At 65.3% G+C, this 22156-nt stretch carries 27 protein-coding genes and 1 tRNA gene; 14 read left to right on the top strand and 14 right to left on the bottom strand.

From position 1 onward, the window contains the following. The first annotated feature begins 21 nt into the window (after positions 1 to 21). Together MKK49_RS05375 and MKK49_RS05380 are read left to right on the top strand one after the other, a co-directional pair. On the top strand, positions 22 to 384 hold the full coding sequence (locus MKK49_RS05375) for a DUF6481 family protein (protein WP_274533109.1): 363 nt from the start codon (positions 22 to 24) through the stop codon (positions 382 to 384). A 137-nt stretch (positions 385 to 521) separates the two neighbouring features. Then, on the top strand, positions 522 to 719 hold the full coding sequence (locus tag MKK49_RS05380) for a hypothetical protein (protein ID WP_056088405.1): 198 nt from the start codon (positions 522 to 524) through the stop codon (positions 717 to 719). Between the two features lie 40 nt (positions 720 to 759). On the opposite strand, the gene MKK49_RS05385 is transcribed toward MKK49_RS05380, so the two are convergent. Together MKK49_RS05385 and MKK49_RS05390 are read right to left on the bottom strand one after the other, a co-directional pair. After that, entirely contained in the window at positions 760 to 1263 is a 504-nt protein-coding gene (locus MKK49_RS05385; protein ID WP_244027025.1) for an MmcB family DNA repair protein, read from the bottom strand. Positions 1264 to 1344: 81 nt separating this feature from the next. Beyond that, a complete protein-coding gene (locus MKK49_RS05390; RefSeq protein ID WP_244027026.1) occupies positions 1345 to 1866 on the bottom strand; it encodes a DedA family protein in 522 nt (173 codons plus the stop codon). 70 nt (positions 1867 to 1936) lie between these two features. Here MKK49_RS05390 and pdxY point away from each other — a divergent pair, with 70 nt between their 5' ends. Genes pdxY through MKK49_RS05405 form a run of 3 tightly spaced genes read left to right on the top strand, consistent with a single transcriptional unit; the run spans position 1937 to position 4450 of the window. Next, positions 1937 to 2785 carry a pyridoxal kinase PdxY gene (pdxY, locus tag MKK49_RS05395; protein ID WP_244027027.1) on the top strand — a complete coding sequence of 283 codons (849 nt, stop codon included), beginning with the start codon at positions 1937 to 1939 and terminating at the stop codon, positions 2783 to 2785. A 29-nt stretch (positions 2786 to 2814) separates the two neighbouring features. Then, complete coding sequence (locus MKK49_RS05400) at positions 2815 to 3708, top strand: PhzF family phenazine biosynthesis protein (RefSeq protein ID WP_244027028.1); 894 nt, start codon at positions 2815 to 2817, stop codon at positions 3706 to 3708. Beyond that, complete coding sequence (locus tag MKK49_RS05405; protein WP_244027029.1) at positions 3701 to 4450, top strand: NUDIX hydrolase; 750 nt, start codon at positions 3701 to 3703, stop codon at positions 4448 to 4450. Before MKK49_RS05400 ends, MKK49_RS05405 begins: the two co-directional genes overlap by 8 nt. Before the next feature lie 6 nt (positions 4451 to 4456). Here the strand turns inward: MKK49_RS05405 and MKK49_RS05410 are convergent, their stop codons facing one another. The 3 genes from MKK49_RS05410 to MKK49_RS05420 form a co-directional block, all read right to left on the bottom strand. Then, positions 4457 to 4816: a hypothetical protein gene (locus tag MKK49_RS05410; protein ID WP_244027030.1), complete on the bottom strand. Its 360-nt coding sequence runs from the start codon at positions 4814 to 4816 to the stop codon at positions 4457 to 4459. Between the two features lie 126 nt (positions 4817 to 4942). Next, the gene (locus MKK49_RS05415) at positions 4943 to 5227 is read right to left on the bottom strand and encodes a hypothetical protein (RefSeq protein WP_244027031.1); all 285 of its coding nucleotides are present in this window, start codon (positions 5225 to 5227) and stop codon (positions 4943 to 4945) included. 313 nt (positions 5228 to 5540) lie between these two features. Next, complete coding sequence (locus MKK49_RS05420; RefSeq protein WP_244027032.1) at positions 5541 to 6026, bottom strand: SRPBCC family protein; 486 nt, start codon at positions 6024 to 6026, stop codon at positions 5541 to 5543. A gap of 541 nt (positions 6027 to 6567) precedes the next feature. Between MKK49_RS05420 and MKK49_RS05425 the strand changes: the two genes are divergently transcribed. Continuing rightward, positions 6568 to 8133 carry a 2-isopropylmalate synthase gene (locus MKK49_RS05425; RefSeq protein ID WP_244027033.1) on the top strand — a complete coding sequence of 522 codons (1566 nt, stop codon included), beginning with the start codon at positions 6568 to 6570 and terminating at the stop codon, positions 8131 to 8133. 107 nt (positions 8134 to 8240) lie between these two features. Then, positions 8241 to 8316 (top strand) — tRNA-Lys (locus MKK49_RS05430). Positions 8317 to 8372: 56 nt separating this feature from the next. Here MKK49_RS05430 and MKK49_RS05435 read toward each other — a convergent pair. The 8 genes from MKK49_RS05435 to MKK49_RS05470 form a co-directional block, all read right to left on the bottom strand. Beyond that, the gene (locus tag MKK49_RS05435; RefSeq protein WP_244027034.1) at positions 8373 to 9581 is read right to left on the bottom strand and encodes a hypothetical protein; all 1209 of its coding nucleotides are present in this window, start codon (positions 9579 to 9581) and stop codon (positions 8373 to 8375) included. Next, positions 9581 to 9793: a hypothetical protein gene (locus tag MKK49_RS05440; protein WP_244027035.1), complete on the bottom strand. Its 213-nt coding sequence runs from the start codon at positions 9791 to 9793 to the stop codon at positions 9581 to 9583. Before MKK49_RS05440 ends, MKK49_RS05435 begins: the two co-directional genes overlap by 1 nt. Before the next feature lie 44 nt (positions 9794 to 9837). Further along, positions 9838 to 10164: a hypothetical protein gene (locus MKK49_RS05445; RefSeq protein ID WP_244027036.1), complete on the bottom strand. Its 327-nt coding sequence runs from the start codon at positions 10162 to 10164 to the stop codon at positions 9838 to 9840. Beyond that, positions 10161 to 10781 (bottom strand): hypothetical protein, encoded by a 621-nt coding sequence (locus MKK49_RS05450; RefSeq protein WP_244027037.1) that lies wholly within the window; start codon positions 10779 to 10781, stop codon positions 10161 to 10163. The genes MKK49_RS05445 and MKK49_RS05450 overlap by 4 nt, the downstream gene beginning before the upstream one ends. Beyond that, entirely contained in the window at positions 10778 to 11239 is a 462-nt protein-coding gene (locus tag MKK49_RS05455; RefSeq protein ID WP_244027038.1) for a hypothetical protein, read from the bottom strand. Before MKK49_RS05455 ends, MKK49_RS05450 begins: the two co-directional genes overlap by 4 nt. Continuing rightward, complete coding sequence (locus tag MKK49_RS05460) at positions 11236 to 12891, bottom strand: hypothetical protein (RefSeq protein ID WP_244027039.1); 1656 nt, start codon at positions 12889 to 12891, stop codon at positions 11236 to 11238. The genes MKK49_RS05455 and MKK49_RS05460 overlap by 4 nt, the downstream gene beginning before the upstream one ends. Positions 12892 to 12991: 100 nt before the next feature. Then, positions 12992 to 13333, bottom strand: a complete 342-nt coding sequence (locus MKK49_RS05465) for a hypothetical protein (RefSeq protein WP_244027040.1) — start codon at positions 13331 to 13333, stop codon at positions 12992 to 12994. Between the two features lie 172 nt (positions 13334 to 13505). Beyond that, complete coding sequence (locus MKK49_RS05470) at positions 13506 to 14324, bottom strand: XRE family transcriptional regulator (RefSeq protein WP_244027041.1); 819 nt, start codon at positions 14322 to 14324, stop codon at positions 13506 to 13508. Between the two features lie 95 nt (positions 14325 to 14419). Between MKK49_RS05470 and MKK49_RS05475 the strand changes: the two genes are divergently transcribed. The 7 genes from MKK49_RS05475 (at position 14420) to MKK49_RS05505 (ending at position 20021) form a co-directional block, all read left to right on the top strand. Beyond that, entirely contained in the window at positions 14420 to 14659 is a 240-nt protein-coding gene (locus tag MKK49_RS05475) for a Cro/CI family transcriptional regulator (RefSeq protein WP_244027042.1), read from the top strand. 41 nt (positions 14660 to 14700) lie between these two features. Beyond that, complete coding sequence (locus MKK49_RS05480; RefSeq protein WP_244027043.1) at positions 14701 to 14910, top strand: hypothetical protein; 210 nt, start codon at positions 14701 to 14703, stop codon at positions 14908 to 14910. A 1-nt stretch (position 14911) separates the two neighbouring features. After that, positions 14912 to 15151, top strand: a complete 240-nt coding sequence (locus tag MKK49_RS05485) for a hypothetical protein (RefSeq protein ID WP_244027044.1) — start codon at positions 14912 to 14914, stop codon at positions 15149 to 15151. A gap of 334 nt (positions 15152 to 15485) precedes the next feature. Next, positions 15486 to 15833 carry a hypothetical protein gene (locus MKK49_RS05490; protein WP_244027045.1) on the top strand — a complete coding sequence of 116 codons (348 nt, stop codon included), beginning with the start codon at positions 15486 to 15488 and terminating at the stop codon, positions 15831 to 15833. Further along, complete coding sequence (locus MKK49_RS05495; protein ID WP_244027046.1) at positions 15830 to 16297, top strand: hypothetical protein; 468 nt, start codon at positions 15830 to 15832, stop codon at positions 16295 to 16297. The genes MKK49_RS05490 and MKK49_RS05495 overlap by 4 nt, the downstream gene beginning before the upstream one ends. Then, complete coding sequence (locus MKK49_RS05500; RefSeq protein ID WP_244027047.1) at positions 16294 to 19137, top strand: hypothetical protein; 2844 nt, start codon at positions 16294 to 16296, stop codon at positions 19135 to 19137. The genes MKK49_RS05495 and MKK49_RS05500 overlap by 4 nt, the downstream gene beginning before the upstream one ends. 182 nt (positions 19138 to 19319) lie before the next feature. Further along, complete coding sequence (locus MKK49_RS05505; protein ID WP_244027048.1) at positions 19320 to 20021, top strand: transcription termination/antitermination NusG family protein; 702 nt, start codon at positions 19320 to 19322, stop codon at positions 20019 to 20021. A gap of 304 nt (positions 20022 to 20325) precedes the next feature. Here MKK49_RS05505 and MKK49_RS05510 read toward each other — a convergent pair whose 3' ends face one another. After that, complete coding sequence (locus MKK49_RS05510) at positions 20326 to 22029, bottom strand: methyl-accepting chemotaxis protein (protein WP_244027049.1); 1704 nt, start codon at positions 22027 to 22029, stop codon at positions 20326 to 20328. Between the last annotated feature and the right edge of the window lie 127 nt (positions 22030 to 22156).

Consider the following 22156-nt stretch of genomic DNA (forward strand, 5'->3'; position numbering starts at 1 on the left):
GGCGCAAATCCAGGATCGTGTGTGAGCCAATTCAACGAAAACTCCATGACCGACCGCCTCAAGGCGGCCAACGAAGCCCGTCAGGCGGCCCTCGCCCGATTCCGGGACCGCCCGCCCGCCGATGACCCCGCCGTCCTGGCCCGCAAGGCCGAGCGCGAGCAGATCGTCCGCGAACGCGAGATCCGGACCCGTGCCCGCGACGAAGCCCGCGCCGCCGCCGAGGCCCAGCGGGTTGCCGAGGCCGATGCCGAGCGCGAGCGCCTCGCCGCCGAGGCCATCCGGGCCGCCGAGGAGAAGATCGAGCAGGCCGCCGCGGCCCGTCTCGAGCAGAAGGCCCAGCGCGATGCCCGTTACGCGGCGCGCAAGGCCAAGGCCCGCAAGTAGCGCGCGGCGCATCCGGGGTGCGCGCCGCGCGCCGTCCGTTCCGTTCAGGGGACGGACCGGCGCACGCCGCACCCCGCGGACCGGTCCACGGTCCCACGCACGGCGCGCTGTCGCGCCGCTCAAGACAGGAGACTCCCATGTCCCACAAGTTCAAGCTCGGCCAGCGCGTGCGCCGCGCCCGCCTCGGCTACGCCGACGCCAAGACCGACACGGGGGACGTGTTCGAGATCGTCCGCCTCGTCCCCGAGGACCAGACCGGCGAACCGTTCTACCGCATCAAGTCCGGCACCGGCGAGCGCGCCGTCCGGGAGGGCGAGATCACCCTAGCGGGTTGATTTCTTTCGGTTTTTCTCTCTAGGCCGACTTCGAAAAATCCTACAGGACCCCCTCGCGGATCGCCCCCGGATCGGCCAGCGCGTGCAGCAGCCGTGCCGCGTTGTGGGCGAAGCGCAGGGTCACGGCCTTGCGGCGCGCCCCGCTGAGCACGTGCTCGGCCGGGTCCCGCAGGATCGCGGCCCCGAACGCGTCGGCGACGATGAGGCCCGCATCGTCCGGCGTCAGCGTCGTCGAAAGCGTATCGGGAATCGCGAAGTAGAACCGGTCGCAATAATCGCGATAATCCGGCCATTTCCGGTCGGCCCGGAAGTCCGCCACGCTCGACTTGATCTCGATGATCGTCAGGCGCCCGGCCGGACACAGGGCGATGACATCGGCGCGCCGTCCGTTGGCCAGCGAAAACTCCGGAATCGTCACGTGCCCGAGTTCCGAATACAGCCGGCGTACGCCCCGTTGCACGTGAAGCGCGGTGGGCGACTGCCGGCGGTCGACGGGCAGAATCGCGCCGGAGGGTTGAATCGCGTGAGCCAGGGCTGCGGACATCGTCGTTCCGAATCGGGACTGGCCTCCTAGAAATCAGTCCCGGCGCCGCTTGTCACCTGCGACCCCGTCGCACGCCCTAGCCTAGCCCTTGAAATAATTGAACAATCCAGCTCCGGGCGCCAGCATCGCGAAGGCCCAGACCACGGCCGAGAGCACGTTCGCCACCTGGAACGGCAGGCGCTTGACCCCAAAAATTCCGGCGATCAGCGGCACCACCGCCCGCGCCGGCCCGAAGAACCGCCCCAGGGCGACGCCCCCGGCCCCCCATTTCAGGCAGAACGCCTCGCCCTTCGCCACCATCGCCGGGTAGCGCGTGAGCGGCCACATCCGCTTGGCCCCCTCCTTGTAGTAATGGCCGAATTCGTAGGAAATCCAATCCCCTAGGGCCGCTCCCACGGCCGCCGCCAGCATCACCGGCACGAACGGAATCCCCACCGTCCCCATGAGTGCGCCGATGCCGAGCAGCAGCACGGTGGCGGGTACCAGGAGGGAGAGGAACGCCAGGGACTCGCAGAACGCCAGCACCCCGACGATGAGCGGCGTCCAGGCCTGATGGGCCTCGACGAAGGCGAGGGTCGAGGTCTTGATCGCATCGAAATCCATGGATCGTCCGAAGGTGCGAGGTCGCGAAAAACGAGATAAGGGAAGATGTTACGTTGGAGAACCGGCCCGCTTGAACATCCTCTCGATCCAGTCCCACGTCGCCTACGGCCACGTCGGTAACGCATCCGCGGTGTTTCCGATGCAGCGCCTCGGCGTCGAGGTCTGGGCCATCCACACCGTGCAGTTCTCCAACCACACCGGCTACGGCGCCTGGCGCGGCCGGGTCTTCGACGGCCCGGCCATCGAGGACCTCGTCGCCGGCATCGCGGAGCGCGGTGTCCTCCACACCTGCGACGGCGTGCTGTCGGGGTACATGGGCTCGGCCGATATCGGTACCGCTATCGTGCACGCCGTGGCCTCCGTCCGCGCCGCCAATCCCCGTGCCCTCTACGCCTGCGACCCCGTCATGGGCGACACCGACCGGGGCATCTACGTGCGCCCCGGGATCCCGGAATTCATGCGCGATCAAGCCCTTAGGGTGGCCGACATCGCCACGCCGAACCAGTTCGAGCTCGACCACCTCTCCGGCCTGCCGTCGCGTACCCTCCTGGAGGCCAAGGCGGCGGTGACGGCGCTCCACGCCCTCGGGCCCCGCGTCGTCCTCGTCACCTCGCTCGCCACCGAGGCGACGCCGCCGGGCGCCATCGATCTCCTGGCGGGGGAGGGCGGCCAGTTCTGGCTCCTGCGCACGCCGCGCCTCCACCTCGACGTCAACGGAGCCGGCGACGCCATCGCCGCCCTGTTCCTCGTGCACTACGCCCGCACGGGCTCGGCGGCCCTGGCGCTCGGCATGGCCGGCGCCTCGATCTACGGCCTCCTGCGCCGCACGGCCGAGGCGGGCTCCCGCGAGATCCTCACGGTGGCGGCGCAGGACGAGTTCGTCGCCCCGAGCGAGACGTTCCCCGTCGAGCCGGTCTGACGCCGAAACCCTTGGGAGATCGGAAGAAAATGGCCCGACGCTTCGTCACCCTCGACGTGTTCACCGACACGATGCTCGCCGGCAATCCCCTGGCCGTGGTGCTGGATTGCGACGGGCTCGACGGTGCGGCGATGCAGGCCATCGCCGGCGAGTTCAACCTGTCCGAGACGGTGTTCGTGCTGCCCCCCGACAACCCGCGCCACCGGGCGCGCCTGCGCATCTTCACGCCGCGCGCCGAACTTCCGTTCGCCGGGCATCCCACCCTCGGCGCCGCCGTCCTGCTGGCCCTGCAGGACAGCCACGCCGGCCTCACGGACGCCGTCGCGTTCGGCCTGGAGGAGGGGATCGGCACCCTGCCCTGCGTGGTCGAGCCCGGTGACGGCCGGGGGCAGGCGCGCTTCCGCATGCCGGTCCTGCCGGAATTCGCGGGCGATGGCCCCGCGCCCGAAGCCCTCGCCGCTTCCCTCGGCCTCGCGCCCGGTGCCATCGGGTTCGGCCGCCACGTCCCGAGCCGGCACAGCCTCGGTCCCTGCTTCCTGTTCGTGCCCGTGGCGTCGCCCGAGATCCTGGCGAACGCCGTCCTCGATCCGGCGGCGTTCGCGCGCCTCGGCGCGCCGGTGGCCCTCTACCTCTACAGCCCCGATCCGGACGGCGTCCGGCACTTCCACGCGCGGATGTTCGCGCCCCATCTCGGCGTGCCGGAGGACCCGGCCACGGGCTCGGCGGCGGCGGCGTTCGCCGGCGTGATGATGCAGTTCGAGCCCCTGGGGGAGGGTACCCACGACCTCGTCCTGAACCAGGGCGCCGCCATGGGCCGCCCCAGCGAGATCCGGGTGCAGCTCGGCATCGAGGCCGGTGTTCTCCGCGCCATCGAGGTCGGCGGCGCGGCGATCATCGTCAGCGAAGGACACCTGCATGTCTGACGGCCTGAACCCTGACGGTCTCACCCTCACGCGCCTCGACCGCCTGGACGCCCGCCTCGTCACCCATGACTGGGCCTGGGCCCGGGACAACGCGGAGCGGATCGACGCGCACTGGGACCGGCGGGTGGCGGAGAAGCCGGCCCTGTTCGACGGGCGCGTCCTCCTGGCCCGCGCCTGCCGGGTAACGGACGGGGCCTGCACCATCGAGTTGTTCGAAACCCGGTTCTCGGCGTTCCTGACGTTCCGGGAGAGCGGCTCGCCCGACCCATCCGTGACCAATGCGTTCGCCGCCGTGGTGCCGTGGTCCCGGGATGGGGCCGCCATCCTCGGCGTGATGGGCCGCGAGTCCGCGAATGCCGACCAGATCTACTTTCCCTGCGGCACGCCCGACGGTTCGGATGTGCGCCCGGGCGCGCGCGTCGACCTCGCCGGCAGTGCGACCCGCGAACTCCTGGAGGAGACCGGTCTCATCCTCCCGCCCGATGCTTCCGATGCGTGGGTGCTCGTCAGCGGCGCCGGGCAGCACGCGTTCCTGCGTCCCGTGGTGTTCCCCGAGGATGCTGCCGCCCTCGTCGCCCGGATGGCACGGCACCGGGCGGCGGAGGCCGAACCGGAACTCGCCGGGTTCTTCGCCGTCCGCTCGCCCGCGGATTTCCAGCCCGACCGCATGCCGGGCTTCGTGCGCGCCTATCTCGGCCAGACCTTGCTGGGCCAGACCTTGCTGGGCCAGGCCAACGCGTAGGCGAGCCTACGGGTAGCCGTAGCGCGCCTTGGCCGCCGCGAGGAGGCCGAGCGCCTCGCGCTCCTGACCCGCGCGGCAGGCCTCGGCCGCCCGGCGCAGGTCCCCGCTGAAGCGCTCGCCCACGGGGGCGTTGAGATTGCCCGTGGCGACATCGCTGTCTACCACGGCCTGGGTTCGGGCGATGGTCGGCCCGCAGCCGCTGCCGGCCGGCAGAACCGGAGCGACCACGGCAGCGGGTGCGGCCGCGACGATCGCCGGCGCCGAGGGGCCGGGCTTGCAGGCGCCGACGAAGGTGACGGCCAGGAGGGAGGCGAGCGCGAGGCTCACGCGTTGCGGTGACACCACGATTGTCCTCGACAATGGCATAGCTTGAACGATGCCGGGGTTTTGCTCCCGGGGGCGATGCCGGTCAACTGTCGGCCCGCAACCCCGGCGCCTTCGCGCGGGGATTTCTCCATGACCGCGTCCGCGGCCCATTACGGAGCGGAGGCTTCAGAGGAAGGTGGCTTCGTAAAGCGCTTCGCTCCCCGCCAGCAGGGTCGTGATCTGTGCCAGGATCGCCGCGTGGGTCGCCTGCATCTCCCGGAACGCCTGGTTGGCTTCCTCCTGAAGTTCGCCATTCCGGCGAAGTGTCCCGTGCTCCGGAGGGTCGTCGAGGACATCGCCGAGGATTTGGCTCGCCTCCCGCAGGGCCAAGCGCCTGACCCTGCGCTCGGCCTCCTCGAGGGCGGCCATCTGCCGGGTAAAATGCTCCCTGAGGTCCAGGAGGCTCGACACGTTGTCCTGGATCGCGCGTCGGACCTTCGCGACCGAGTGGGGTTCGATCGCATCGTTGGCCGGTATCATGGCGCCTCGGGTCTTTGCTCGGGCCGCTGGAGCGGAGACGCCAGGATGCAGTTTCTGATGTAAATTTCGCGTAAATGGCGATTTATTCTACCCTGAGGGTCTACTCGGAGGGCATGTGTCGCCGGCGATTGCCTGCCGGCTACAGCGCTCCGGTCGCGGGGAAGCCGCGAGAACACCCCATGATTTCTCAGCCCTCTTCCGTGGCCGCGCGACCCCTCAGGGTCGGGCGGCCGGGTGGGATGTCCTACTTGGTCTTGTCGGCAATGGCCTTCAGGCCGGATTCGTAGATGCCGCCGATGGCATCCGTCGCGACGGCATCCGGCGCGCCCTTGGCCTTGAAGCTGCCCGTCCAGGTCAGCGTCGAGCCGGTGCCCTTCGGGGCGACCATGAGGGTCGAGCTGTAATCGCTCACCGGCAGGGGACCGGAAACGATGGCGTAGGTGTAGCGCATCTTGGCGTCGTCGCGGGCGGTCTGCGACTCGACGATGGTGCCGCCGCCCTTCAGGCTCAGGGTCCGCAGGGTCTTGGCACCGTCCATGGACGGGACGCATTTCTCGATGGCCGGGTGCCATTGGCCGATGCCGCAGAAGTCGCCGATGGTCGACCAGACCTTGGCGGGGGCGGCCGGCACGTCGATGGTCTTGGTCACGTCGAGGGCGAGGACCGGGACGGTACCGGCAAGAAGGGCGAGGGCGGGCAGGGCGAGACCGCGCAGAATCGAACGGGACATGGGGACGTTTCCTCTTGGATTTTTATTGTGCGAGCAGCGCACGAGATCGTCGCGCGTCGCTGGAGCACGGAGCGGAAGCTAGGCCGACGGATGAACAAGGCAATGGTCGCGTGGCCTATCCTTGGACGCGGGTTGTCGGAATCCTGTCCTTCGGCGATCACAGGGACGCGATGGCCGCGCCGTCCCGTCCGGCCGTGCCGGGAAGCGATACTTGTCAAGCGTGGTGTCGGAGGCTAGGAACCCGGCATCCGCAATCGGCCGGCGTTCGAATCGCTCCGCCGTTGCCCTTCGGGAGAACGAGCCTTGGCCAGCGCCGGCTCCAGGACCAGCCGCACAGCCGCCGCCTTCGCGGCCGCGCGGTCCTGCGCGCTCCCCACCACGCTGCTCCTCCTTATCCGCCCCTGAGGGCCGTCCGGGCGCGCGCCTGGGCTCTCAGGGGACGCCGTTTCGATCACACCGGGCTCCGCCCTTACGCCGGAGCCGTTCTTCCAGGCGTCGCGTCTCCACGGACGGGACAGCGCGCCGCGACAGGATCATGCCCATGACCGCCCAGATCAGCCCGGCGCCGAAAGACCGCGTCCTCATCTTCGACACCACCCTGCGCGACGGCGAGCAGTGCCCCGGCGCCACCATGACCCTGGACGAGAAGCTGGCGGTGGCCGACCTCCTCGACACCATGGGCGTCGACATCATCGAGGCCGGCTTCCCCATCGCTTCCAACGGTGATTTCGAGGCCGTCGCGGAAATCGCGCGTCGGGCGCGGCGCGCCACCATCGCGGGCCTCGCCCGCGCGATCCCCGCCGACATCGCCCGCGCTGGCGAGGCCGTGCGGCACGCCAAGCGCGGACGCATCCACACCTTCGTCTCGACCTCGCCGATCCACCTCGCCCACCAGATGCGCAAATCCCAGGACGAGGTGATCGAGATCATCCTGAAGACCGTGGCCCAGGCCCGCGACCTCGTCGAGGACGTGGAATGGTCGGCCATGGACGCGACCCGCACGCCCATCGACTACCTGTGCCGCTGCGTCGAGGCGGCGATCCGCTCGGGCGCCACCACCATCAACCTGCCGGACACCGTGGGCTACGCCACGCCCGACGAGTACCGCGCCATGTTCCGGAACGTCCGCGAGCGCGTTCCGAACGCCGACAAGGCGATCTTCTCGGTGCATTGCCACGACGATCTGGGCCTCGCCATCGCCAACTCGCTGGCCGGCATCGAGGGGGGCGCCCGGCAGGTCGAGTGCACCATCAACGGCATCGGCGAGCGCGCCGGCAACGCGGCCCTCGAGGAGATCGTCATGGCGATCCGCACGCGCGGCGACGTGATGCCCTACGAGACCGGCATCGAGACCACGATGCTGACGCGGGCCTCGAAGCTCGTCTCCCACGCGACGAACTTTCCCGTCCAGTACAACAAGGCCATCATCGGCCGGAACGCCTTCGCGCACGAGAGCGGCATCCATCAGGACGGGATGCTGAAGCACACCGAGACCTACGAGATCATGACTCCAGCGTCCGTCGGCGTCGCCAAGACCTCCCTGGTGATGGGCAAGCATTCCGGCCGCGCCGCCTTCCGCTCGAAGCTGGAGGAGTTGGGCATCACCCTCAGCGACAACCGGCTGCAGGACGCGTTCGAGCGGTTCAAGACGCTCGCCGACCGCAAGAAGCACGTCTACGACGAGGATATCGAGGCCCTCGTCGACGAGAACCTCGCCACGGCCCATGACCGCATCCGCCTCGTCTCGCTCTCGGTGATCGCCGGCACCCACGGGCCGCAGCGCGCCACCATGAAGCTCGCCATCGACGACCGGGTGGTCACTGAGGAGGCCGAAGGCAACGGCCCCGTGGACGCCGTGTTCAACGCGATCCAGGCCCTGGTGCCCCATGCGGCCGAGCTCGAACTCTACAAGGTCGATGCCGTCACCGAGGGTACGGACGCCCAGGCGGAGGTCTCCGTACGCCTCAAGAGCGGCGAGCGCAGCGTCACGGCGCGGGGCGCCGATCCCGATACCCTGGTGGCCTCGGCCCGCGCCTATCTCTCGGCCCTCAACAAGCTCGAGGCCACGGCCGTGCGCCTGCACGCCCAGTCCCCGGCCCAGGTTTAGCCGGGTCGAGAAAATCGGACCCCGGGGGTGGACACCCCCGGGGGGCTTTGCTATCAGCCACCTCGTCGCGGCGGACTTGGTGGGCCGCAGCGACCGCCGCAAGGCGAGGGTGCATAGCTCAGTTGGTAGAGCAGCTGACTCTTAATCAGCGGGTCCAAGGTTCGAACCCTTGTGCACCCACCATTATATCAAAGACTTAGCCTGGACCCTGTCGTTCATTTCGACACCGTGTCACCGGCTCATTTCGACAAACCATCCTTCTTCGTTCTCGAATCCAGGCGCTTCCGGGCGCCCGCTTGGCGTTGTTTCGGCGTCGCCTGGGCATAGCGCAGCAGCGCCGCCGTCGTCAGGTGGCCGCTCAGCGCGCGAAGCTGCGCGTCGGTCAGATCGGCCTCGGCACCCTCGACGTTCCCGCCGTGGCGTAGGCCCATGAACTTCACATCGTGGTCGATCCCCGCCGCGGCGCGGATCTCTGCCACCTGGTGCCGGAAGTAGTCGATCTGCCAGGGCAGGTGCACCTTGCGCCGCCGGTCCGCCGTGTCGCGCGTGATGATCAGGGTTCCGCGGCGCGGGGCGGTGTCGAGGCGCGTCATTAGCTCGGGCCAGAGCGCTGTGCCGTCGGTGTCGTACAGCGGCACCTCAACGAGCTCGCCGGTTTTGTGGTGGAACACCCGGGCGATGCCCGGCGCATCGGGCGCGCGGTAGTGCGTCCACGCAAGCCGGGAGACGATGTCCTCCTGCCGTTGCAGCCAGAAGAACGCGATCATCGCCGCGGTGCCGATCGAGGCCTCGCCCGCGGCGTCGGCCGCCGCCACGAAACGCATGAGCTCGTCGTGGGTCACCGGCCGCGTCGGCTTGGCCTTGTAGGCGAGGCCCATCTTGGCGAACGGGTTGTCCAGCGGAATCTCGTTCGGCCTGTCGCGCCGCGCCACGTTCCAGGCACGCTTGCACACCGTCATCGCCAGCACCGCGGTGCGGGTCCGGGGTGTGCCGTCGGCGCGCAGGCGCAGGCGATCGTAAAGGCGGTCGGCCACGCCGGGCTGAATGCTCACGACCGTGAGACCCCCGAATCGCCGCCCGTCCTTCAGCTTGTAGTCGGCCACGAGGGAGAGGGCGGCGTCATAGCTCTTGCGGGTGCGCGCCGGTCGGTCGGTGAATTTCGGCGAGGTCCGGTAGATGCCGACCAGCCAATCGAAGGTGCCGACCCGCGCGCGACCTTCGGCGACGGGTGTCGTGTCCCGCGTGCGCCATGCATCGAACTGCGGGTTGAGGATCTCGTCGCATCGGCGCTTGGCCTCGGCGTAATCCGTTCCCAACGCCTCGCGCGCTACTGTGCAACCGGCCTTGATGGCCCAGGTCGGCGGGCCCCAATAGTAGCCCGTGGCGCCTGTGGCGAGGCGCCGGGCTACCATCAGCTTCGGCCAGCCCGCAGGCTTGCTCCGGGGCATCAGATCAGCTCCGCAACGTCTTCAGCAAGGAGCATCCGCTCCATGGCGAGTCCGTGCCGCCGGGCGATGTCCTGATCGAGCTTCAGCCGATGCCACTTCGGCAGGCAGCCGCGCTCGCGGCGGGGGCGGCCGTAGACGCCGCGCTCTACCTTCGCAAGGAAGGCTTCGACGCTGGGCTCGTCGCAGTAGCCGGCCGCCGTCTCAGCACGCATTTCTAGGGGCCAGGATCCGAGGGGGCAGGTGGCAGGTCGAACCGTCATGCGAGCACCTTCTGGTCGACATCGCGGGTGCGCGCGCCCGCGTTGATCGGCGCCCAAACCGGGTTCTCGCCCTCAGGGCCGAACAGATCCGGCAGGGCGTCCTCGACGGTTCGGTAGAGCTCGGTGAGCCCCCTGCATTCGCGGTCGTAGGCTTCGCCACGATCTTCATCAGACGGCAGGACCCGGTCCTCCGGCGCGTGAGCCTGGCCGGACAGAAAACCCTGGAACACCATGTCGAAGGCGATGAAGCCGATATGGTCGCGCAGGGAGTCGGGTAGGCCGCTCCAGGCCGCGCTGAGCTCGACGGGGCCGGGGATCTTCATGCGGGCCTCCCAAGCGAACGGAGATCCAGGGCGGGGTCGCACCCCTCTAGGGAACGGGCGATGTGAAGGAAGGCGCTCTCGGCCATGCTCTCGCCGAGGCGAACGTAGTGGCAGACCAGGGCGCGCAAGCCGCCGAGGGTCGTCGGCGGTGTCCGATCCAGCTCCTGCCAGGCCTGATGCGCATGATCGGCTGCGGCGTTGCACCGGCGGGTCGACGCGTCGTCGTCCTCGTCGAGCGTTTCGCAGGCCAGGGTATGCGCCATCTCGGCGTTATTCGCCGCGTCGAGGACAGCGAAGATTGGGTCCGCCATGTCGAGGCCGGACGCCGCTCCCCCCGTGAGCATGACGATCTCGGCAATGCGGGCCTCGGCGCGGCCATAGTCCGGCTGATAGTCCGCTGCGAACTCGGCCTCTTCCGCGAGCCACCAGCGCAGGTGTTCGACGAGGGCGGCTACGCCCGGCCGGGTGGCACAGGGCGTCGCCAGGACCGCGTCCAGGGCGTCCTGCATCTCGCAGCAGGCGTTGAGGCTGTCCTCGCCCTCCGGTGCAATCTGAAACGCGTCCCAGGCCTGTCGGTGGTGAGCGATGGCATTGAGGACGGGATCGGCGACGCTCATGGCTTTCCCTCCGCCGGCGACCATGCCTCGGGGTGGTTCTCACGTGCGCGGGTCCAGATCTCCTGACATCGCGCCTCGCCCAAAATCTGCTGTGCGGCCTGCACGAAGGCGCGACGCCTATTCAGCGTTTGCGACTCCAGAACCGGAGGGTTGAGCGCCGCCCGCACCGCACGTTCCGCTCGCCGGATTTCGGCAATCCGGACCTCCAGCCTGGGACGCTGAAGGCGCTTGATCCGAAGGGCTCGCTCCGCGCGTCGGCGGCGCTGGGAGTAATCTGGATCCGAAATATCCATTCGCTCGATCTGAGCTTCGATCCCCAAGATCCCGCCAGTCAGGCTATCGAGGACGGTCCGTCCCTCTTCGACGGTTTGAATGTCAGCAATGCGAATCTGCTGTCCGTCGCTGAGGAAGATGACGTTGACGCCAAGTACGTCGCCTCGTTCAATAGTGCTGCTCATCGACCGGCACCCCAAGTCTGCGCGATGTCGGCGAGCAAGGAGGGGTCGAGAATGCGACCCTCGCAAGCCAACTCATGCCGAATGCGCAGTTCGAGAAGGTTGTCCCGGTCCCAATGATCCGCCGGCTTCCGGCTGTTGGCTTCAGCGGCAACCCGATCCCTTAGAAAGGCGAGGCGAGTGTCCTCAAAATCTGCAAGCCCACCAAACGGGGTGTGCGTCACGAAGCCGTGCGGGCGGCTCGTCTTCGCTACGGCTAAGGGAAGGCACGTGGCGCCACCCCAAACCTCGCGGGCCGCTCCCGCTGTCTCGTAGAGAGCGCATAGCTCGATGATGCCGAGGCCTGAGAGATCCACACCCTCTGCGGCGGCCTTGGGCGTGAGGGCGGACACATCGGTGGCGATCTCGCCAACTGAAGCCGCGGGCTGCCACCGGCGACCGGTCCAATCCACCCCCGCGAGGTGCAGGCACTCGTCAATCAGGGATCGGGCGTTCTGCTCGACCCAATCCTCCTCGTCGCCGAGACCTGCGTCCGTCTCGTATCGGCCTCTTGGCCACACGCTGGGGATGATCGCCCGCGCTTTGACCGCGAGGCCGTCGAGGGTGCGGGCCGGAAGGGCCAAAATTGCCTTCTGTACGGGGTCCATGCGCCCGGCCACCGCCTCGCCGCAGTCAACAGCTTCCCTCAAGCCGGGCTCATCCCAAGACGCCCCATGTGCCTCCATGGTTGTCCATCCGCGGCGTTCGGAGAGATCCTTAAAAAGCGCATGAGCCTTGGCTTCGGCCTGCTCCTGCGCGATGACGGCCGGGACCCATTCGGCATGGATGACGTCGAACTCACGGCCGAGGGCCAGAAGCTCGGCATCTGCATCCTCGCCCACTACCTGCCAGCGATGGCCGACCGCATACTCCTTGGAGGCTGCGAAAACCTGATTCGACCGGGCAGCGAGGTCGTGCAGCGCGTCGACCCGAAGCTCTTTCCGCAGCCGGTCATAGACGACGTTGGCATCTTGGCTCGGATCGGCATTGCACACTGCGTCGAGTGCGCGGTTCAATTCCTCCTTGGCGACGCGGTTGAGGCGCACCGCCGTGTGAGCGATCCATTCCGCAACGGGGCGGTGTTGCACGACCCCCGCTGCGTCCTCGTAGGTGACGAACCCCATCTCATCGACGCTGGTAGCATGGATCGGCGTTGGAGTGAGCGGCTGCAGCACCATTGGGCTTCGCGCGATCAAGTCCAGGATGCGAACGAGCTGTTCGTTGGCCTGATCCTCATCCAGAGCAAACCCCTCAGTCTCCAGAAACTCGACGGTGTAACGCGCTAGAGCTGCGCAGCCGGCTGCAGTAGTTGGGACCGTCTTGAGCAGCACGTTATCAACGTGCACAAAGAAAGCATCGGTCGCGGCGTTCTGCTCGGGCAGCGTATCGATGGATCCAGCCGGTTGCGGCAGGTCAGCAGCAGCGTGCCGCGCGAGCATTAGGCGACGGGTCTCTGCGATGGCCGCCAGGATTGGATCGGGCTCGGGGGCCGCTGCCGAAGGCGCTGTCAGCAGCGCGACGACAGCCGCGTTTAGAGCGTGGTCCTCCCCGACATCGTCGCGAACGACCTGCACAGCAGGCGCGGGAATGCTATCAAGGCGGTTGCCCTGTTCCATGGTTTCAGCTCCGTGGGGTTCGGGGAAGGCCCTCGTTGGTGTTCGAGCACCGGCGAGGGCCGCTGGTGTCGGGTGGCGCGCAGCGCTCACCCGAAACCTCTCAGATTGCGCCGTCCTCGGGACTGCGCGTCAGAAAGCTGATCAGGGCTGGTGAAGCTGTGAGAAGCGTTCCTGCGCCCAGGATGAATCTGCCCGTTGCAACGTCGTAAGTGTTCGATGTGTAGAGACCGGTGCGCACCATCATATACAGGGTGGCAGTAATCTCTTCCCAACAGGCTTCATCGGGAAGCCTGAGATGATCCTGAAAATCGCGAGCTAGCGCAAAAGGGCAGATGGGCCCGATGATGTGCGCTGTCTGCTCAATAGCCTTGGCGAGCAGAGCTCCACGCCACTCGGGCAGACCGACTTCGGTGCTGCAAGGAATGACCATAGGGGCCGACATGCGTCAGCCCTCCATTCGGAGAGCGAGGCGGCCGACGAGCCAGAGGCCGGCTAAGCCGATGATCGGGAGAAACGGCAGGGCGTGAACGAGCATGGGAGGCTCCAACGCTTGAGGCGATGGAACTATGTAACCTTTAGTTACTCAGCCGCGCAAGCAAAAAAGCTACCTCTGGTTACCCCTCGATCAGCTCGTTCCAAGGTACGATGCGATGGAGCGATTTGACACTTTCCGCATCGAACTGGATTTTCTTCGATGGGTTAAATTGTTCAACGGTAATATTTTCTGGCATGCGATTGACAAGTCGACCAATAAATCCTGGCATTAAGTTGTTATCAGGCTGTTGCGGGTGAATTTCGATTAATACATCGTCGCCAATAGACGGAAGCCTGTCTGGATTAACATATATAAGAGTTCCCTCTCTAAAGGCTGGTGTCATGCTTTGACCAACAACATACGTTGCATACGCATTCAAAGAGTTCGTTATACCAATTGGTCGTAAAGTATGAAACATCGTCCTCCCATTAAATGAAAAATCGTATTCTCTTCCTCCCATGCTGACTCCAAGCACAGGAAGATCTACTTTGAGATTAAACGTCAAAGTCTGTGGGCTGTAGCTAGAATTACTCTTCAGTCGTGCCTGGTACAAAGCTCGATCGGCTGCTTTTTTTGCTCTGCGTTCCGCAGTCCCCTCCCAAAATCCGGGAACCATCTCCATAAGGGGCTCGTCCAGCAAAAGATTCGGATCAGACCCCCGATCCCGTTTGCCAGGCGGTCTTTCATCTTCGACTAGGTCACCGGTCGCGACGCGCTCCCACCTGATGCCTAACGCTTGGGCAAGCTTCATCAGGTGCCCCGTAGAGGGCGTCTTCTTTCCGCTTTCCCACTGCCCGACGGCAGGCCGAGATACGCCAACGGCATCGGCCACCTGCTGCTGGGTCAGCCCGCGCATTTTTCGCGCTTCGAAAAGGATGGCGGCGATATGCTCTGACATGCGGGGAACATGCAACATTTGGTTCCCTCGCTCCACGATACTTTTGGTTACGTAAACCATTGCGCTGAGCGTAACCATGAGTTACGCACAAGGGCATGAGCGAGAAAATTCTGAGGCAGGCCATTGAGGTATCCGGCGGCGCGACAAAATTAGCGCGCGCGCTGGGCATCACACATCAGGCTGTCTTGAAATGGCGACGTCTACCGGCCGAGCGGGTGCTCGATGTTGAACGACTATCTCGTGTTTCTCGACACGATTTGCGGCCGGATATCTATGGGGACAGTCCGCCTGCGTATCGCGAGGTTTCACCCGTAACGCACAAGGTGGGCCTCTAATGAATCCCTCACAGCCCCATTCTCATCAGAGAGACGCTGACTTGGCCCAGAAGCAGCGATGCTGGGCTTCCATTTGTTATGCGACCTCGATCGTCCAGGCGATTGGCAAGCTGCTCCAGCGTGTCCGCCCGATGCTGACCGGGCAAGACACTCAGGAGGTCGACCAAAAGAACGGCGAGGGTATCCGCCAGCGTCTGATCTCGCGGCACCCGGATCGGATCTCGGCCCTCTCGACGTTCGAGGGCCGCTGAAATGGTGCTGGGAAGCTGGATGCGCATGGTCGGGCTTTCTGATCGCGAGATGGCCGAGAAGGTGGGTGGAATGTCGGTGTCCGGCATTCGCAAGCTTCGGTATCGGCAGCGCGGTCCCTCCATCCGGGTTGCTGCCCGGATCGTGGAACTGAGCGCTGGCAAGGTCACGCTGGCTGACATGCAGCCGATCGAAACGAGAGCCTCGACTTCGTCCGTCGCCGCCGAGGGCGTTTACCCGTGATGACCTCAGCGTCTCATGACGACCATTCCGCGCTTCGCAGTTCCATGCGCGCTCCTACCATTGTTGCGGCCGTACTCCTGCCGCTGCGAATTCAGCTTCATCGTTTCACTGCCCGGCCGTCCGCTCGTGCCCGCCAAGACCTTGCGGACTGCCGTCCCCACCGTGCCGAGACCTTCATTCCTGTTCTCCATCGGTCCGTCTCCTTCGCCTGTGGTCGAGGAGCAATTGACCAGAGGACGGACCCAAGATGTCGGCACGCTCACCCAAGACCTTGGAATTTTCACCCAAGCTGCGAGGCAGGGATATGAGCACGGCTCAGGCAGAAGCTCGCCAGATGGTCGAGCTGATCGCCGGCCCCATGCGGCTTGGTGAGAACGTGAAATCGGCGCTCGCACGCGTCGCTCGGGCTACGGGCCTCGGCGATCGACGAGTGCGCAGCATTTGGAATGGCGAAGCCCGCCGTATCGACGCGACAGAAATGGACCGCCTGCGGCAGGTGGCCCTGGATGCCCGGACACAACAGGAGGCTCGACTTGCCTATCACGCCTACGTCGCCCGCCTCCAGAGAGCCAGGGAGGCCTTTCGCCTTCCGGGCCAGGACATGGATCTCGATGCGGATCATGGTCGGCTCGGGCTGGCTGGCGGTACTGATCTCGCCTTGGATCGCGGAGCCGCCGCATGAAGCGGAAGAACGGGACCGGTAGACCGCACATCGAAGCGCCCTGCACCGACACGCTGGCTGATGGCAAACAGCGTGAAATGCAGATCCATGCCGAGGCCGCTGAGAAAGCGACCGACGATGATCGCCGGTTTTTCGAGGACCACCCCAATCGCACGTACCGCGTCCGCCTTCTGTCGCAGGCGGAGCGCGCGCAGTTCGAGATCTTAGACGGGGTGATGAAGCCGCTGGCGGAAGCGCCGATCGCTTTTGCCGCCATCAAGCAGATTGCTCCTTTCGTCAGGAGCAGGGTTGTGGTGTTCGGCCCTCTGGGAGCGGTGGGACAGCCGCTGACCGACGAGCAGGCCCGAGGGATTTGGGAGGGATACGCAGACCGTCATCCCTGGGTACGAGAGCAGGAGGCCAAGATCCTCGCTGCGATGCGCCAGCACGGCGCACAAGTCTTCCCGGAGGGTCGCAACGCATGATGGCCGGCGCCACGCAGGGCGAGCGCCCGCCCAAACCCTCTGCGCTGCCTTTCACCGGCCTGCCGGATCTGCCGGCGCTGCGCGAGTTGCAAGCGCAACCACAGTGGCTTGCCTGGGATTACGTGTGGCGTGCGGAGAAGCGAAAATGGGACAAGCCTCCGCTCAACGCACGGACGGGCGGGGCCGGCTCGTCCACGGATCGCAATACCTGGGCGACCTACGAATGTGCGGCCGAGTACGTCGAGCGTCGATCTCTCGCAGGTGTGGGGTACGCACTCACCGCTGAGGAAGAACGGAGCGGTATCGACCTCGACAAGTGCCGCGATCGCGAAACGGGTGTGCTGCAGGCCTGGGCGCAGATCGTCGTCGATTTCGCTGAGACCTACTGTGAGGTGTCGCCGTCCGGCGAGGGACTGCGCTTGTTCGTTCGCGGAAAGCTGACGGTCCTGAAGAATGACGCTGCCAAGATCGAAATTTATCCGACTGGCCGCTACCTGACGATCACGGGCCAGCACGTGCTTGGTACCCCCCAGGAGATCCGTGAGGCGCCCCGCACGATTGCCTATCTCAGAGAGCGCGCGCTTCAGTTTCAGGAGGCCGAGAAGGCCGCGGCCGAGCGCGTGCGCGAGTTGCAGCGCAGGAAGGACGAGAGAGCCGCCGAAGCTCGCCCCGTCGATGACGGGGGTGGCGACGAGGCCGAAGGGCCCTCAATCAGCGAGCGCGTGGCGGCGTCAGCACGGCGGCCTGATGCAGCGACCAATTCCGCTACGGGATCTGGCAGCGGCAAGAAATTCTGGCGGGAGGTCAACACCCGAGCCCTGGCAAACCTTGCGTCATGGGTCCCAAGCATCTTTCCTCGTGCTCGCGTCGCGGCCGAGGGCGGGTACCGCGTCACTTCGCACGACCTCGGTCGGGATCTGGAAGAGGACCTCTCGATCCATCCGAGCGGCATCGTCGATTTCGGCGTTCATGACATGGGCGACGCTCGGGACGGGAAGCTCACCCCGATCCAACTCGTCATCGACCACGGTGGCGCCAACAACGCTGCGGACGCGGCCCTGTGGCTGTGCGAACGAATCGGACTCGATCCGACGACCCTGGGGTGGAAGGGAGGCGGGAAGGAGCGGAAGGCCCGCTCTGGCGCGCCACTGAGGAGCCGCGAGGATCGCAGGAAAAGCGGCCCTAAGCCGAGTGCTGAGGCGAATGGAAGCCATAGCTCTCCGGACCTCGACGACGCACCTCATGATCCCCAAGACCCCGACGACGAGGACACGCGCCCGATCGTGCGCGTGGTGAACGGCAAGGTCCCCGAGGCAACCGACCGAATGGAGCAGATCCTACTCGGCGCTGGCGCTGAAATTTTTTCCCGAGCCGGAGGGCTGAGCCGTCCCGTCATCGACGCAGTCCCAGCCGCAAAAGGCCGGATGACGACCGTCGCGCGGATGTGCCCGCTCACGACCGTCAGCCTTGCCGACATGGCGGCTCGGATCATGCAGTTCCGCAAATTCGACAAGCGGTCCGAAGAGTGGATCAACATCAATCCGCCGATCGAGCTGACCGCGACCCTGCTCGCTCGTGAAGGGCAGTGGCACGTTCCCGGAGTAGCAGGCGTCATCACGACACCGATGCTCCGTCCGGACGGATCGCTGCTGACCACGCCCGGGTACGACAAGGCAACGCGCCTGTTCCTGGCTCTGGATCCCGATTTCAGCATGCCGGAGGTGCCGGAGCACCCGACCCGGGACGACGCCGAGCATGCGCTGGCCGAGCTCGAACAGCTGCTCGACGGGTTCCCCTTCGTCGAGGACGTGGACCGCGCCGTTGCCCTCGCCGGCATCCTGACGGCGGCGGTCCGCGGGGTGATTCCGACCGCCCCTCTATGCGCCATCCGCGCCCACTCGCCGGGAACAGGCAAGTCCTACCTCGTGGATCTTGCGTCGGTGGTCGCCACCGGCCGGCGATGCCCCGTCATCGCGGCTGGGAAGACCGAGGAAGAGACCGAGAAGCGGCTGGGCGCCCTGCTGCGCGACGCCGTGCCGGTGGTCTCCATCGACAACGTCAACGGCGAGCTGGGCGGCGACATGCTCTGCCAGATGACAGAACGGCCCCTCGTGCGCGTGCGCATCCTCGGCAAGAGCGAGGCGCCCGAGCTCGAATGCCGGAGCGCCGTCTTTGCTACCGGGAACAACCTCACACTGCTGGGCGACATGACTCGGCGCGCGATCCTCTGCACCCTGGACGCGAGGGTCGAGCGGCCGGAACTCAGGGAATTCGCCTTCGATCCCGTCGCCAGGGTTCTGGAGGACCGTGGGCGGTACGTGGCCGCGATCATCACCATCATCCGCGCTTACCGCTCATGCGGGTCGCCCAACGTCTGCGGACCGATCGGCTCCTATGAAGAGTGGTCGAGCATGGTGCGCGCGCCGTTGATCTGGTTAGGACACGTCGACCCGATCCGGAGCATGGAGACGGCGCGGGAGGAAGACCCGGAGCTGTCGGCAATCCGCGAGCTGTTTGGCCATTGGCGCGCGCACCTCGCCGGTTCGAAGGGCTTCACGACCAACGCCATCATCCGCGTGGCCTGCGAGAAGCGCGCAGGCGTCCAATTCGATTACGGCACTCAGGACTTTGTCGCACCCGAGTTCCGCGACCTGCTCTTGCGCCAAGCGGGGGACGGGGGTGCAGTCAACAGCCGAAAACTTGGCAAATGGCTCGCCCGCGTTAGCGGACGCATCGTCGATGACTTCCGGTTGGTCGTGAAAATCGACGGCAGCAACGGGAATCGTTTTTGGCTGCGAGGCGCCGACGTGCCAGTTGGCCAAGAGCAGCCGCTATTTTGAGCCCGCAAGCGCCAAAAAGTAGGGGTTTTAGGGTTTTTAGGGTTTTTTCTAACCGACGTGCGGAAATTGGCAGAACCTACTTTCTGACAGTTACGGGATACCGGCTGAAAATAACCCTTGAAACCCTACAAACCCCTATTTTTGGCAGATTCAGGCGAGAAGGCAGCAGGAGCGCGCAGAGCATGGCCAGCCGAAGCAAGGGTAGACGCCAACGAGAACGCGAGCGGCGACAGCGCCGTGAGCAGCGACGCGCTGATCGCCAGTCTGCGGCGGTTCCTGCAGCTCAACCCGCGCCCAGCCCGCGCAGCGTGGCCGATCCGATCTGCGGCGTAGCCTCACCCGTAATCAATCCCGCCCTGTGGTGGTTCATCGCGAAGACGAAGCCCCGCATGGGCGACCGGGCACTCAGAGCTCTTCAGAATGCACAGGCAGTGACCTACCAGCCTCGGGTTAGTGAGGTTGTGGTCCGGCGTGGCCGTCGGGTCGTTCGCCACGCACCCATGTTGGTGCGGACAGTGTTCATCGGCGTGCAGGACCTCGACCACCTAGATATCGTGAAAGGCAGCGATGGCGTCGCTGAGATCGTCTGTCGCCCCGTCGAGGACACGACATTGCCGGGCAACATCGAAAGCTTGGTGCTGAAGCCCGCCCGCCTCGACGCCGATGGCTTGCAACAGTTCGTGGACGTCATCGCCAGGGGCGAGATCGTTGAGCCTGTCGGGGTCAAGATTGGTCAGAGCGTAGTGGTGACGGAGGGGCCGTTTGCGAGCTTCCCCGCTGTGGTCGAGGAAGTCCTGCCCCACGACCGCATCAAGGTGGCCGTTTCCATTTTCGGAAAGGCATCACCCATCGATCTGGACATTGCGCAAGTGCAGATCCTGTAATATACGGTTCTTCGCCCTGTAGGCGCTGGACTCTCCCGAGATGGGATCGATGTTGAGCCCCTACGGAGACGGGTGACACCGCTTCTCCACTTTGAAGGCTGGTCTATGTGATGTCACCCCAATGGGGTTACTCTCTGACCGAACACTAAGGCACTACCATTTCGCCGAGTAGAGCAGCCCGGTAGCTCGTCAGGCTCATAACCTGAAGGTCGTCCGTTCAAATCTGATCCCACCAGCCATGAGGGTGTCCGGCACACTCAACGAAGAATGGGGTGCGTTGACACCCCATTCTTCGTTCTGAATTTCAAGCTGCACGAACCGTTGCAATGAACTGGCGGATCTCGTGTTCGAGGCGCCGGGACTGTTCGCCGAGGGAGGCCGCTGAGTGTAGAACCTCGTCAGCTGCGCGTCCCGTTTGCTCCGCCGCCCCAGCGACGCCAGTCACATGCTCGGTGACCTCCCGGGTGCCGGCAGCCGCCTGCGTGACGTTACGGACGATCTCCTGGGTCGTCGCGCCCTGCTCCTCCACAGCGGCGGCCACCGTCGCAGTAACACCGTCGAGTTCGGTGATACGCGCGTTGATCGTCTCGATTGCTCCTACCACTCGATGGGTCGCGTTCTGTATAGTTGCGATCTGCCCGTTGATGCTCGTCGTAGCCTGAGCGGTCTGGCTTGCAAGCGCCTTGACCTCCGCAGCAACGACGGAGAACCCTCGGCCGGCCTCGCCAGCGCGCGCCGCCTCAATAGTGGCGTTGAGGGCGAGGAGGTTAGTCTGGCTGGCGATCTGCGAGATCATTGCGACAACATTGCCAATTTCGGCGGCGGCCCCATTGAGTTCTTGTACAACCTCCGCGGTGCTTTGGGTTTCGCCGACAGCTGAACGAGCGAGTCGGGCTGCCTGTTCGATCTGACGGCCAATCTCATGAACGGTGGCGCCCATTTGCTCCGTGGCTGCCGCAACGGTCGTGACGTTTGCTCCTGCTTCGTAGGCAGCAGCGGCAACAGAGGCTGACTGATTGGCCGTCTGGCTTGCGGTCCCGGCCATGGCTTGCGCCGTCGCCTGCATCTCCGACGAAGCCGACGCGACGTGACGGACAATCCCGTCGACCGCAATCTCGAATGCCTGGGTTGCGGCATCGACCTGTTCGGCCTGGCGCACCTTACGGCTCTGTTCGTCATGCTGCTGCGTACGCATGTCGTGGGCCGCAATTGCATTGTCCTTGAAGGTCTGCACGGCCCGCGTGATGTCGCCGACCTCGTCGTGCTGGCTTGACATCGGAATGTTGACCCGCAGATCTCCGCCGGCAAGTTTGAGCATGCTTCGCGTCAGGGGCCGAAGCGGACGGATCGCGCGATATGTCCATGCGGCGAATCCGAGTCCCACAACGGATGCGATGCCACAGAGGCTCAGCATCAGCATCATAAAGGTCTGAGAGATGGAGCGCACCTCTCGGCCAATGGTCTGATTACGAGCCTCCTGCAGATCGATGAACTGGTTGATGCGGCCAAGCCATTCCACGAAAGCAGGTCGTGCTTCCTGCATCAGGGCGGTGCGGGCGCGCTCAATCTGGCCGGACTGCTGATCGTCAATGACCCGCTTCATGAGCGGCAGCGTGCGGGCTTCGGTTTGTTTGATGCCCTCCAAGATAGCCCGCTCGTCCGGGGACGTTGCCCCAGCATCGGCAAACATCACGTCCATCTTCTCGGCAGATTGGGCGTAAGCTTCGCCCAGGCGCGCAATATCGCTGAGAACGGCACCCCGGCCAGCCTGATCATTGACGAGGGTGAAATCGCGTAGGCTGATTGCCCGATCATGTACGCTGCCACGAAAGTTGATTGCGTAGCGTTGCTTGACCGAGTTCACATCGTTGATTTTTGTCAGACTCTCATCAATCCGAATGACTTGAACAATACCGTATCCTGTAAGGGACAGCATCATTGCAAAGAGAGCAGCGTATCCGACTGTGACTTTTGATGTTATTCCGATGCGATTGATCACTGAATCCACCCGTCGTAATTTTTTCGCGATACCGCTTGTGAAAAGCAGATTACCTGTGAAAAAATTCTAGCGCGGCCGGATTAAGATGCAGTTATGTGAGCTTGCCTCGCGACCACGTGATCGCATTCACTGGCAC

The organism is Methylobacterium sp. J-090 (assembly GCF_022829345.1).
GTDB lineage: Bacteria > Pseudomonadota > Alphaproteobacteria > Rhizobiales > Beijerinckiaceae > Methylobacterium.